At 57.8% G+C, this 12,709-nt stretch carries 8 protein-coding genes; all 8 read left to right on the top strand.

Annotated elements, in window-relative coordinates; all coding sequences use genetic code 11:
- Nucleotides 1-129 precede the first annotated feature (129 nt).
- Complete coding sequence (gene vccA / locus ACKVY0_RS13705; protein WP_409215388.1) at nt 130-5,145, top strand: Verru_Chthon cassette protein A; 5,016 nt, start codon at nt 130-132, stop codon at nt 5,143-5,145.
- Nucleotides 5,146-5,171: 26 nt separating this feature from the next.
- Nucleotides 5,172-5,702 (top strand): Verru_Chthon cassette protein B, encoded by a 531-nt coding sequence (gene vccB / locus ACKVY0_RS13700; RefSeq protein ID WP_409215387.1) that lies wholly within the window; start codon nt 5,172-5,174, stop codon nt 5,700-5,702.
- 8 nt (nt 5,703-5,710) lie between these two features.
- Nucleotides 5,711-6,955 carry a Verru_Chthon cassette protein C gene (vccC, locus tag ACKVY0_RS13695; RefSeq protein WP_409215386.1) on the top strand — a complete coding sequence of 415 codons (1,245 nt, stop codon included), beginning with the start codon at nt 5,711-5,713 and terminating at the stop codon, nt 6,953-6,955.
- Between the two features lie 21 nt (nt 6,956-6,976).
- Nucleotides 6,977-7,699, top strand: a complete 723-nt coding sequence (gene vccD, locus ACKVY0_RS13690) for a Verru_Chthon cassette protein D (protein WP_409215385.1) — start codon at nt 6,977-6,979, stop codon at nt 7,697-7,699.
- 57 nt (nt 7,700-7,756) lie between these two features.
- A complete protein-coding gene (gene guaB, locus ACKVY0_RS13685; protein WP_409215384.1) occupies nt 7,757-9,214 on the top strand; it encodes an IMP dehydrogenase in 1,458 nt (485 codons plus the stop codon).
- A 42-nt stretch (nt 9,215-9,256) separates the two neighbouring features.
- The gene (guaA, locus tag ACKVY0_RS13680; protein ID WP_409215383.1) at nt 9,257-10,777 is read left to right on the top strand and encodes a glutamine-hydrolyzing GMP synthase; all 1,521 of its coding nucleotides are present in this window, start codon (nt 9,257-9,259) and stop codon (nt 10,775-10,777) included.
- Between the two features lie 244 nt (nt 10,778-11,021).
- Nucleotides 11,022-11,666, top strand: coding sequence for a dTMP kinase (gene tmk / locus ACKVY0_RS13675; RefSeq protein WP_409215382.1), 645 nt, complete (start codon nt 11,022-11,024; stop codon nt 11,664-11,666).
- 27 nt (nt 11,667-11,693) lie between these two features.
- Nucleotides 11,694-12,689 (top strand): hypothetical protein, encoded by a 996-nt coding sequence (locus tag ACKVY0_RS13670; RefSeq protein WP_409215381.1) that lies wholly within the window; start codon nt 11,694-11,696, stop codon nt 12,687-12,689.
- Nucleotides 12,690-12,709 lie beyond the last annotated feature (20 nt).

The raw sequence follows: 12,709 nt of genomic DNA, 5'->3' as shown, positions 1-12,709 counted from the left end.
AGACGAAATCTACACCAAGGGTGACATTGCATGGGGCGATTTTCGGCCTCCTCAAGTCATTACATGATAAATACACTTGTGATTTTGATGTCGAATCTTTATCATCGTGTCCATTAATCCAAAATTCGCATGCAAGACCACCTGACTTCCAGACATCGCAGGCGCCAGAAAGCCATCGCGCTCATCATCGTTATTTCTGTCGTGGCGTTGATGTCCCTGCTGATTGTTGCCATGTTTACGCTCTCCCAGACAGAGTACAAGGCCACCAACAATTACATCGCTGGCCGCAACGCGAAGCAGCTGGCGGACATGGCGGCCTACATGGTGCAGGCGCAGATCCAAAACGGCCAGAACATGCAAGGACAGCCCAATAATGGAACCTTCCATGCCACCCAGCCGGGAATGGTGCGTGTTTACAATGCAGACGGATCATTCAAAGAGGCTTACAAGCTCTACTCCAGTTCCCAGATGAAAGTCGCTGCCGCAGGCTCAAGCGGTGAAGGCGTTCTTCTGGCTGCTGACCAACTTGTGCCTTCCAACTGGAACAGCGACAGCATGAAAGCCCGCTATGTGGATCTGAATGAGCCGGTGATTCGTCCCGCCATCAACTCGGGCTCGGGAGGCAGTGGCGGAAATTCCAGCCAGACGTCCCTTTATTTCCCCATCATCGACCCCCGTGCTGCGCAGAACTCACTGTCGGGGTCAAACACTCAGTATACTCCGGATAATCCGCCGCCACGTAGTTCACAAACCAGCCAAGTTGAGGGCTTTTGGTATGCTAAAACAAATTCTGGTAGCGGACAGCCTTATGCGGATGTGGTGACGCCTCAGGACGTCAGCAGTTCGCAAAGTGACCAGCTCAGGCTGCCCATGCCTGTGGAGTGGCTCTATATTCTGCAAGATGGCACCGTGGGAGTCCTCAACGCCACCAACAAGTTTGTCAGCAGTTCTTCCGTGACTGCGTCAGCCAGTAATCCCATCGTTGGACGGGTGGCGTTCTGGACGGATGATGAGGCCTGCAAAATCAACGTCAACACTGCGGGCGAACCCACTTATTCCGGGACTCCATTTTACTATCATGAGCGTGACCGCCGCTGGGCATATTTCCCTGCCGCCACCGGGGAGTTTCAGCGGTATCCTGGCCATCCGGCCACCGTGGCCCTCAGTTCCGTGCTCGCCCCCAATCTTCGTCTTGACCCGTTGCTGCCCGACTCCGGCATGACCCTCACCAGCATCGTCGAAACCAAGGAGGACATTTATTCGTTGCTTCCAAAACTTTCGGGAGGCGGTTCTTACGCAGGAACGCGTCCGTTCGTCAATGACGATCTTTCGCCGACCATGGGCGAGACTCTTCCAGAAGCCCAAATCATCAATTTCAGCGCCGCTCAGGGCAAGCGTCTGTTCGCATCTGTGGATGAGATGATATTCAAGGACACTCTGTCGAACTCTGACTATGACACCACCAAGGGACGTCAGCCCGCCTACAAGACGATTAAAGGACTCAGTGGCCGCGTCCTTTTCGACCGCCAGACCTTGGAGCGCTCGCGCTTTTTCCTCACCGCCAGCAGCCGTGCGCCGGACTTCTCCATCTTTGGGATGCCACGCGTCAGCATCTGGCCTGTGGATGAGGATGATTCCACGGGAAATCAGCGCCGCACAAATTTCGACACCGCCATCGCCCTTTCCTCCTCGCTCAAGAGCAGTTCGGAGGCGCTCTCGCAGTCCCGCAGCTATATTTTCCGGCGTAGAAAGGCCCATGACCCTGACTACGATGTGCAAATCCAGCGCAATCAGGCCCTGCTTAACTACCTCACCGCGCAAATGTCCAATCGCATCTGGCCTTCCACTTCGACCCTGGGCAGTTCGACGAACTTCCGTCAGAAGTATGGCTCCGACAACGTCAACCAGCTCGCGATGCAGTTCTTCGATTACATCCGCTGCACGAACCTGTATGACGGAATTCTTGCCCGCCAAAATACGGACGGCCTCAGGGCATCTGCGCAGTCAGGTACGAACCTCTATACGACTAGGGATGGCATGGACAGCACCTATAAAACCTTCACCAACCAGCGCATTAGCGGCCCTCCCTCGAAGATCAGCGATGTGGACAAAAATCGCAGCGACGATGGGGGGGTGGTTCCGGGCCATGGCCAGGTCACTCCGGCCATGTGGCAGCAAAAGTACAAAGGTTTTGGCCGCGCCATCACCTTGTCAGAGGTCGGATTCAGTTTCATCTGCACTGCGGATGGTGATCCAGATCCCCGGTATCGCTTGAATTATGGTCCCGACCCCAACCCCAGCGGAGGTGGTGGCACAGCTCCATATGTTGAGCCGCTTACACTGGCACCGAACGGACAGCCTCAAAACGTCAGCAATCAGATCGCTTATCCAAACATGAGCATGATCCCTTACGGACCTGGCGGCACAGCGGTCTGGTATTCCAATTTTCCGCCTTTGTCGAAGCGCGACAGTTCTCCCACCGGATTGCTCTACGGCACGACTGCCTCAGGCGATCCCCAGCGCCACCCTTCCCGTCACCCGGGCTATGACCCGAAGTTTTGGAACACAACCCTCGAGGTGGACACACCCCTGCTGCCCGGTCAGAGTCGCGTGCAGGCCATCATCATGCTGGAAGCTTTTTGCCCGAGCCTGGGCTGGACGAAAATTCGCCCGGAATACACCTTCGAACTGGATGGAGATTGGGTGAATCAAATTTTCCTGACGGATGCCAGTGGCAAGCGTCAGCGCCTGTTTGATACTGCGGGCCGCCTTGTCATCAAAGACAACGCTAATCTCTACGAAGGAGCCAACACCAACGGCACACGCCCATCAGGAGGTCACGCCGGTCCGTCCAATATCATGGGTGGAAGGCTCACACGAGCCATCGCCGGTGCGGGAAGTGTCAGCATGGACTCAGATTTTCTCAACGGGCAGCGCTACAACAGTGGTAACACAAACGGACACAATTCCCTGACGGACTACACCTTCACCAGCAACTTCCTGACGGTGGACAACCGGGGGGAGATGAAATTGGAGTTTCCGAACGGGGATTTTGTGGTCAAAATCTATGACACCCACGACTGGCAGAAGACGAAGCCCATTCAGACGATAAGAATCAACATGTCCCGAGGGGCCAATGCCAAAATTCCGGTTCCAATGCTTGCCGGCAGTCAAAAGCACCAGCAACTGCGCACCACCAACGGGCTGGCCGCACACCCCAATACCAGCTATTTCCAACAAGAAGATCAATTCGGCCGAATTAAATACTGGCGCGCGGTCCCCGGGCCGCACTGGTGGTGTTACAACGCCAATGGCGCCCTGATGCGGTGGATGGGGCAGGTCAACTCAGGCTACGGCCAATCCGGAGAGAACCTCTATTCAGTCACCCCCCGCTTGGTGACCCAGAACGATATCATCCCCGGAGCCACCCCTAGCCTGCGTCAGGTTTGTCGTGGTCGGCTTGACAACGGCGCTGACAGAGAGCCTGCCGCTCCCGGCGGGGCCCAAGGGGTTGGATTGGTGGTGGATGGCTTCGCTGATGTCATCCGTTCGTTTGTGCCGACCGTGGGAGATTATCGGATCATAGCTGCACGCCTGGAAACTCCGTCCACCATGTGGCGCCCGCACCCAAGCTGGGAATTCGGGCCGCAGGCGATCCGTCAGGCCCATAGCTTTACCAATTTCTTTGGCTGGGGGGAAGGCAGGGCAAGGTTGGCCACCAGCCAAACGGACACCAGTGATCTTCCGAGGGCGCGGCCAGAATTGATGTTGGTGGGAGGGGCCGACCGGTACATCTATAGCCCCCAGACACGGAATTTGATGCAGCCAGATAATGGTGATTACAACAAACGCCTGCCTGATTTTCCCGGCCACCCTGACTGGGCGCTCGCCGCCAATGCTTTTGGGGACTTTGACACCGGAGTCGGGGATGCGCGGGAAGGTCCATACATCAACAAGCCGGACGAAGGGAATTTTTACGCTGGAAAAGAGGAGCTAAAGGCTAATCAGTTTTACTACTTCCGCGGTGGTTACTTCTACGAGTCTTGGAAGCAGTCTGATGATTGGCGCAGCGGCATCTACATGACCCCGAACCGCATGATCTCATCTCCGGTTATGTTTGGCTCCCTGCCCACTGCGGTTTTTGGTGGCAGTGCCGGCTCCAATCCCAACCCGATGACCGGCTCTCTGTCGGCCGCTGCAACTGAGTACCGTCCTTGGCAAACGCTGCTTTTCCGCCCGCACGTTCGCATCTCGACTCCTCCTGCCAGCCAGACCAATCATCCCGGCGAGCATAATCCTCGAGACCACTATCTTCTGGAGATGTTCACCATGCCCGTCGTGGAGCCGTATGCGATCAGTGAGCCCCTTTCCACCGCCGGCCGGATCAATCTGAACTATCAGATCATGCCTTTCACCAACATCACACGAGCCACCGGCCTGCATGCCTTGATGAAAGCGGAAATGATCACAGCCGTTCCGAATATTGATATTCATCTTGCCAAGCAATATGTGTTCCGAAATCCTTCGTCCAACGTTATCGATTTGACCACGCCAGGGGCCTTCTGGAATGAGCAGGCCGATCAGAAGTTCTGGCATCGCAGCATCAATGTTTACGAAACCCTGCGTCAGTTCGATGAGAGGTTCAGGTGCGACAGCCAGCTGCCTGTGCGCACCCGTGGTCTTTTCCGCTCGCCAAGCCAGATTTGTGAGGTTCACCTGATCCCGGAGTTTCGCAGCGGTTCGGTGAACGTCGGAGGTAACACCCCAAATCCGCGCCTGAGCGTTAGTTCGCGCCCCCAGGCCATGGAGAACTTCTGGCTTAACTGCCGCGTCACTGCGGACAACGTCCGCGAACGTCCCTATTCGAATTTGTACAGCCGCATCACAACCCGCAGCAATACTTTCCGTGTGCATGTCCGGTCCCAGATGGTCAAAAAGACACGTTCCAGCGCCCCTGATGTTTTTGATCCCGTCAAAGATGCTGTATTGAGCGAGTACCGCGGCTCCATGCTGGTTGAGAGGTACGTGGATTTGAACGATTCCAACAACCGCGTGCCTGATCATCCCGTTGATGGCGTCAATGCCCCAAGCCTGGACAACTATTACCGTTTCAGGGTACTCGAGACCAAAAGGTTCAGTCCTTGAGCAAACATGAAATGAGGACCACTCCCATGAGAAAACATCGTTCCAGCACTACTTCCCCTCCTTCAGGCTTTTCTCTCGTCGAGGTGACCTTGGCAATGGCTATTTGCGCCTTGGCCGTCATCACCCTCCTGGGTTTGATTCCACAAGGAATGGAGCTTTCCCGAAAAACCTCCCAGATGACGGACTCAAGTTATATCATCGAGCAGATCATGCGCGATCTCGAGGGCAGCACCTGGACATCGCTAAATCGTAACAAGTCTTCTTCTACATCGTCTGGCACCCAAAACTTCGTCGGCACGGAAACACGTTATTACGACTTGCAGGCGGCACCCGTCGCCAAGGACTCGTCACAGATCGTGTATGTCGCCGCTTTTTCCTTTTTTGATGCAAATCTGCCTTCGGACAGCACGGCGCAGAACAATTTGATCCGTGTGATGGGACGCGTGGCTTCCACGTCCAACCCTGCGTTCAATTTTTCCAAGGCATCCCCCGCTAGTTACGTCACATTCTATGACTTGATTTCCCGGACTCGCGGCAACCTGAGCGACAAAAGATGAACTGTGCCATGACTTCCCCCACATTATCCCGGACCACTGCCAGACGGGCGGCTTTCACACTGGTGGAAATGCTCGTCTCCGTCACCTTCCTTGTGATTTTGATGATGCTTGTCACCCAGCTCGTTGGAATCGTGCAGCGTGGTTGGGTCAGGACGAGTTCAAAGGTGAGCCAATTTCGGGAGGCCCGGTTCGCATTTGATCTCATTTCACGAAATCTCAGTCAGGCCACGCTCAACACTTATTGGGAGATGCGTTATGACAGCCTCGGTAAAGATCAGACACAGCAGGATATCAAGTCGGCACGCTCATATTTCCGTCAATCAGAATTGCAGTTTGTCAGCGGACCAACGTCCCAGTTAATAACCTCAGGTGGCGGCAGTGGGCTTTATCCCGGGCATGCTGTCTTTTTCCAGGCACCGCTGGGAGTGACTGAGCTGACCCAACAGGCTCCCTCTTCGGGAAGCGGGGGGGGCGGGGCACAAAACACCGCCAATACCGAGAATCTCGTTAACCTACTTTGTGCTCGGGGATACTTTGTCGAGTGGGGAGATGATACGCCTTACCGGCCTGAATTCCTAAATTCCAGCAACGTGGTTCCGGTGAGGTCACGGTTTCGTCTGATTCAGTACAGCCCCTCGGCGGAGATGAACCGTATCTACGCGCCAGAATTCCGCTTGATTGATCCCAATGATCGCACCAAGACGGTTGCTGGTAATTCGCGCAAGTGGTATCAGGACGTGCTCGATCAGTCTAAGAGAGTGCAGGCCAATGAAGCCTCCTCGCAGAGCAATATAAAGAGTGGCGCGACACGTCCCGTCGCGGAGAACATTCTTGCCTTGGTGATCTCTCCTCGTTCGGAAACCGACAACGGAACTGCGTCCTATTCACCAACAGCTTGCGCGCCTCGTTATCTTTATGACTCGGTTCTTGAGACGAATCCTGGCGCGGTCCCAAATCCTGTCTTTGGCTCCCAAGGAACGCGTCATTTGCTTCCGCCGCTGTTGCAGGTGACGATGATCGCAATGGACGAACGGTCGGGGGAGTTCCTCTCGCGGGAGGAAAACAAGGGCATCAGGGAGGAGATTTCCCTACAGATTGGCAAAATGTTTCAGAACGCCGACGAATTCTCCAAAGAAATTGGCGCAACGGACGGGGAGCTTGGCGCCCTTGACAAGCTGCTTATTTCCCGGCGGATAAACTATCGTGCTTTTAGCGCTACCATTGCCATGAAGCAGTCCCGGTGGAGCAGTTGAAATTTTGCCTTAATCACAACCATGTTATTTCTTCATCCCAAGCCCTTGCCTCGAAGGAACTGTTCCACGGCATTCAGCCTTATCGAAATGCTGATTGTTCTCTCGATTGTTTCGATGCTATTAGTGTTCGCTGCTCCGGCTCTTAATGGTGTTCTCAATGCCTATCGTTTGTCGTCTGCGGGCGATTCCATGATGGGCCTGATATCTGAGGCGCAGCAGTTGGCATCGTCCAGCAACAAACCCATTGAAATGCGATTCTTTAAATACGGTGATGAGTTTGGCGGTAACGCGAGTTATCGCGCCTGCATGCTTTTCAGAGTCGACCAAGCTGTTCAGGGCACTGGAGCGTCGGCAACAACCTCGGAGAGGTTGGTTCCTCAAGGCAACTTGATAAAGCTTCCCGCCGGAACACTGCTGGTGGCAGATCAGGACTTCTCACCCTTACTTGACGGTGACGGCCAAAAAGACACTGCTGAAGGAAAACCCTTGGGGTATTCGGGTGTGGAGGGTGCTACTTTCATGGCGCTTCGTTTCATGACCGATGGTTCCTGTCGCCAAGTGGTAACGCAATCGTCAGGTGTTCCGTTCGCACAGCTTGCTTATAAGACGCTCAATCAAAGTTATTTTACGATCGTGATCGATCAGGGGGGGGGGGTCAGTATTAAAAATCTCCCAAAAAACTTCTACACTATTCAGATTGATCCTTTCACCAGCAAAGCTCGCAGTTACAAGCCTGGTGTGTGATTTCGGAAGTGCGTAAATTTCCACATGACAGCAGCCTGATCACCGCTTGAATGGCGCATGGGTGATCTGCCTTCTCTCGCTTTAAGTTTCGACGATGTTCTCGTGCTCCCTGGGCACAGCCAGGTGCTGCCAGGAGACGTCAATGTCTCCACCAGACTGGCCGCCATTGGCCTCAATGTGCCGGTGCTTTCCTCGGCCATGGACACCGTCACGGAGGCCGATCTCGCCATCGCGCTCGCCCGTGAAGGCGGCCTTGGGGTCATTCACCGCAACTGCCCCATCGACCAGCAGGCGGAGCATGTCGCACGCGTGAAGCGCTCCGAAAACACCGTCATCCAGCAGCCGCACTGCGTCACGCCAGACACCCGCCTCGGCGATCTCCAGCGCCTCATGCACGAAAAAGGCGTCAGCGGCTTCCCGGTCGTCGATTCACAGGGCAAACTGGCCGGCATGGTCACCAGCCGCGACATGTGGTACATCGAAGATCCCAACACGCCCGTGCGCGACATCATGACTCCGCGTGAAAAACTCTCCACTGGCACGCCGCAAACCAGCTTTGAGGACGCGCTCAAAATCCTCTACACGCACCGCATCGAAAAACTCCCGCTCGTCGATGCCAACGGCATCCTCGCCGGTTTGATCACCAAGCAGGACATCGTCAAGCGCCAGATGTTCACCCACGCTGCCAAGGACGCCAACGGCCAGCTTCGCGTCGGCGCTGCCGTCGGCGTGGGCGATGATTGCGTCGATCGCGGCCTCGCCATGCAGGCTGCCGGCGCCGACGCCGTCTTCATCGACGCCGCCACTGGCCATACCACCCGCGTCATGCAGGTCATCGCACGACTTCGGGAAAGCCTCGGCCCTCACATCCCCATCGTCGCCGGCAACGTCGTCACCGCCGATGGCGCGCGCGATCTCGTCAAAGCCGGTGCCTCCGCCATCAAAGTCGGCGTCGGCCCCGGCTCCATCTGCACCACCCGCATCATCTCCGGCGTCGGCATGCCGCAGTTCACCGCCGTGCAGGAAGTCGCCGCCATCTGCCGCGAGGCCGGCGTCACCGTGATCGCCGATGGCGGCATCCGTTACTCCGGTGACATCGTCAAAGCGCTCGCCGCCGGTGCCGATTGTGTCATGCTCGGCTCCCTCCTTGCCGGCACCGCTGAAAGCCCCGGCAACACCATTAAATCACAGGGCCGCACCTTCAAAGAATACCGTGGCATGGGCAGCCTCAAAGCCATGCGCAAAGGCGCGGGCGACCGCTACGGCCAAAACTCCTCCGGCAAGCTCGTCCCCGAAGGCGTCGAAGCCCGCGTCCCCTTCAAAGGCCCGCTCGCCGATGTCATCTTCCAGCTCGTCGGCGGCCTCCGCTCCGGCATGGGCTACGTCGGTGCCAACACCCTCGACGAACTCCGCGCCAAAGCCCGCTTCGTCCGCATCACCGCCGGCGGCCTCAAAGAAAGCCACCCGCACGATGTCGTCATCACCGAGGAGCCGGTCAACTACGAGCCGCATTGATTGGCCTCGTCATTCGTCATTCCGCATTCGTCATTATCTCTCATGACCCCTCAAGAAGTCGCCGTACTCGATTACGGCTCCCAGTACAGCCAACTCATCGTTCGCCGCGTTCGCGAACTCGGCTTCGCCTCGCATCTCTATCCGCCTGCGGAGCTCGCGAACCTCAAGGACCCCGGTGCCATCATCCTCTCCGGTGGCCCCCGCAGCACCTCGGACCAAGACGCGCCCGATGTCGATTACGCCAAACTGATGTCCTTCGGCGTCCCCGTGCTCGGTGTGTGCTACGGCATGCAGCTCCTCAACATCAAGCACGGCGGCACCGTGAAGCCCGGCGTCACCCGCGAGTATGGACCCGCCAAGCTTGTCGTCACCGATCACGCCGATCTCTTCAGCGGCATCTCCCACGAATCCCAGGTCTGGATGAGCCACAGCGACACCTGTGCGAACCTCGCCAGCACCACGCTAGTCATCGCCACCAACGAAGACGCCGTGCCCGTCGCCCTCAAATGGCCCGACCGCTGCTGGGGCATTCAGTTTCACCCCGAGGTCACGCATTCCCACGAAGGCACCGCCATCCTGAAGAACTTCCTCACCAAAAGCGGTGCTCAACTCGCTAAGTTCGACATCCAGGAGTTCAAGGCGCAGATGATCCAGCGCATCAAAGCCGAAGTCGGCACACGTGAGGTCATCTGCGGTGTCTCCGGCGGCGTGGACAGCACCGTGCTCGCCGTGCTGCTCGCCAAAGCCGGCGTCAAAGTCCGCTGCATCTACATCGACACCGGCCTCATGCGCCTCAACGAAACCGCCGAGGTCAAAGCCCTCTTCGGCGAAGTCGGCGTCCCCATCGAGCAGATCGACGCCAGCGCCATCTTCCTCGGCGCATTGAAAGGCGTCACCGATCCTGAGCAAAAACGCCGCATCATCGGCACGCTCTTCGTCGAAGAATTTTGGAAGCTCGCCGACAACGTCGAACTCCTCGCCCAAGGCACGCTTTACCCCGATGTGATCGAAAGCGCCACCAGCGGCAGCATCGCCAGCAAGATCAAGACGCACCACAACCGCGTCGATCGCATCATGGAGCTCAAAGCGCAGGGCAAAGTGCTCGAACCGCTCGCCGAACTCTTCAAAGACGAAGTCCGCGCCCTTGGTGCCAGCCTCGGCATCCCGCATCGCGCCCTGTGGCGTCATCCATTCCCCGGCCCAGGCCTCGCCGTCCGCATTCCCGGCGAGATCACCCCCGAGCGTGTCCACATCACCCAGCAGGCCGATGCCATCTTCATCGCCGAACTCCGCCGCAGCGGCTGGTATGAGCAGACCTGGCAGGCCTACGCCGCGTTGCTCCCCGTGAAAACCGTCGGCGTCAAAGGCGACGAACGCAGCTACGAGCAGGCCATCTCATTGCGTGCCGTCATCAGCGAAGACGCCATGACCGCCGACTGGGTCGAGCTGCCCTACAGCGTCCTCCGCAACGCCTCCAACCAGATCCTCAACCGCGTCAAAGGCGTGAACCGCGTCCTCTACGACATCAGCACCAAGCCGCCTGCCAGCATCGAGTGGGAATAAAGTCGTCCCCCGCCCGCAACGCTTCGCGTAGCGATGCGGGCGGGTCGTCCTCCTACTCGAACTCGTCCTCGATTCTACCGCTCCGCAAACACCTCAGAGGTCCGAGCCACAGTATTCAGCTCCGCAGCAGTCCCCCCCCATTTTCAGTTTTCCATTCTCCATTTTCAGTTCCTCCATCCCGAACTACCCATCGTCAGCCTTTTGATCGAGGACGAGGTCGAGTAGGAGGACGAGGACGAGTCCAATGCCTTCCTCCCCCTCAGCGCCCGGCTTCCTCCTCTCCTTCGAAGGCTCCGAAGGCTGCGGCAAATCCACGCAGATTCGCCTCCTGCGCGAACGCCTCGAAAAATCCGGCCGCAAAGTCGAAGTCCTCCGCGAACCCGGCGGCACCGAGATCGGCGAAAGCATCCGTCATCTCCTGCAGCACGCCAAAGAAGGCCACTGCATGACCCCCGAGGCCGAACTCCTCCTCTTCGCCGCCAGCCGAGCTCAAATCGTCCGCGAAAAAATCCGCCCGCTGCTCGAAGCCGGTGCCTTTGTCATCCTCGACCGCTTCCTCGACTCCACCACCGTCTATCAGGGCATCGCCCGCGGCCTGCCGCTCGACAGCGTCCGCGCCATCAACGCCTTCGCCATCGGTGGCACGCTTCCACAGCTCACCTTCGTCCTCGACATGGACAGCGCCACCGCCTGGCAGCGCATTCATCAAACCGGCCGTGAACTCGACCGCATCGAAAGCCAGCCCCAGTCCTTCTTCGAAAAAGTCCGCCAGGGTTATCTCGAAGTCGCCCGCGCTGAACCCTCGCGCGTGAAAATCATCGACGCCTCCGCCACACCCGAGGCTGTCCATCAGTGCATTTGGTCGCTATTGTCGGACTCGTCCGACTAGTCCGACGAATCAGACCCACCCACCGCGATGCCCTTCAAATCCGACCACGCCCTCAGCCTTCTCGGCAAAGCGCAGCGCAACGGCCGCCTCGGCCACGCCTATCTCATCACTGGCCCCAAAGCCGCGCAGCACGAGCAATTCGCCGCCAATGTGCTCGATCTCATGGTCGGCACGAAATGCGGCACGCTCGAAGCCTGGGAAGGGCAGGGGGCCATCGTGCTTCGCCCGCAGAGCAAATCCCGCCGCATCACCATCGGCGATGATGGCGATGATCCCGGCACAATCCGCTTCCTGGAGAAGATGATCCACCGCACCGCCGCTCCGAACGGCTGGAAGCTTGCCGTCATCGTCGATGCCGAACGCATGAATGCCCAGGCGCAGAACGCATTCCTCAAAACCCTCGAAGAACCGCCGCCGCGCACGCTGCTCCTCCTCCTCAGCACCCAGCCGCAGCAGCTTCTCCCCACCATCCAGTCCCGCGTCATCGAGATCGGTCTCATGGCACCGGATGGCGCGCGCATCTTCACCGAGCACGAGGGCAAGCTGCTCTACGTGCTCAAACAGATGGCCTCCCGGCAGAGCGGCAGCATCTCCACCGCGCTCGCCTTGAAAAAAGACTTTGAGGACATCCTCGAAGACCTTCACGACTCCATCAAAAAGGAGCAGGAAGCCGACTTCGAACGCGAGCAGGACCACTACGGCAAGACCACCGACGGCGCCTGGCTCAAGCAGCGCGAAGAACAAGTCGAAGCCCAGATCGAAGCCGAATACCTCCAGCAGCGCACTTCTTTGATGGAACTCCTTCTCTCATGGATGGGCGACGTCGCCCGCCAGCAGGCCGGAGCCGAGCATCTCGATCTGCCCAAGTTTCAGGAGGCCACCGCCGCCCTCGCCACCAAATGGGAGCAAGGCGATGTCGCCAAACGCATCCGCGTCCTCCGCCAGCTCGAAAGCCACCTGCACACCAACGTCAACGAAGGTCTCGCCCTCGAAGTCTGCTTCATCGAAGCCTTTGGCGCCTGAGATCGGCAAAAATTCCTGGG

This window comes from Prosthecobacter sp. (genome assembly GCF_046154365.1).
Taxonomy (GTDB): domain Bacteria; phylum Verrucomicrobiota; class Verrucomicrobiia; order Verrucomicrobiales; family Verrucomicrobiaceae; genus Prosthecobacter.
Note: the sequence above shows the minus strand (reverse complement) of the source record. Positions and strands in the feature narration are given on the sequence as shown.

Excerpts from the sequence above, each read along its gene's own strand:
- vccD (WP_409215385.1), top strand. The coding sequence starts at position 6,977 with ATGTTATTTCTTCATCCCAAGCCCTTGCCTCGAAGGAACTGTTCCACG.
- vccA (WP_409215388.1), top strand. The coding sequence starts at position 130 with ATGCAAGACCACCTGACTTCCAGACATCGCAGGCGCCAGAAAGCCATC.
- vccC (WP_409215386.1), top strand. The coding sequence starts at position 5,711 with ATGACTTCCCCCACATTATCCCGGACCACTGCCAGACGGGCGGCTTTC.
- guaA (WP_409215383.1), top strand. The coding sequence starts at position 9,257 with ATGACCCCTCAAGAAGTCGCCGTACTCGATTACGGCTCCCAGTACAGC.
- ACKVY0_RS13670 (WP_409215381.1), top strand. The coding sequence starts at position 11,694 with ATGCCCTTCAAATCCGACCACGCCCTCAGCCTTCTCGGCAAAGCGCAG.
- tmk (WP_409215382.1), top strand. The coding sequence starts at position 11,022 with ATGCCTTCCTCCCCCTCAGCGCCCGGCTTCCTCCTCTCCTTCGAAGGC.
- vccB (WP_409215387.1), top strand. The coding sequence starts at position 5,172 with ATGAGAAAACATCGTTCCAGCACTACTTCCCCTCCTTCAGGCTTTTCT.
- guaB (WP_409215384.1), top strand. The coding sequence starts at position 7,757 with ATGGGTGATCTGCCTTCTCTCGCTTTAAGTTTCGACGATGTTCTCGTG.